We start from the raw sequence: 237 nt of genomic DNA on the forward strand, positions 1-237 counted from the left end.
GGATCGCAGGCGGCATCGTGGTGCGTGCCGAGGGACCGATGCCGCGCCATGCCCCCTCCTCCCTCATCCCCCATGCCGCCCCTCCGCCGGACCCGGTCATCGGTCCCGACGTGATCGTGACCGGCCGCCGGGGCACCAGCGTGCAGGGCGAGTTGGAGCGCAGCTATTCCGCCTCGCACCTCGACCCTGTCACGCTGACCGCACGACCGCCGGATAGCCTGGTCGAGCTGCTGTCAG

Annotated in this window: 1 protein-coding gene; it reads left to right on the forward strand. The window is 71.7% G+C overall.

Going from position 1 to position 237, the window contains the following annotated elements:
• Positions 1-237: hypothetical protein (locus Q5L94_RS14140; RefSeq protein ID WP_317498980.1), on the forward strand; the 237-nt coding region annotated here is incomplete at both ends.

It is taken from the genome of Idiomarina sp. Sol25, assembly GCF_033052775.1.
Lineage (GTDB): Bacteria > Pseudomonadota > Gammaproteobacteria > Enterobacterales > Alteromonadaceae > Idiomarina.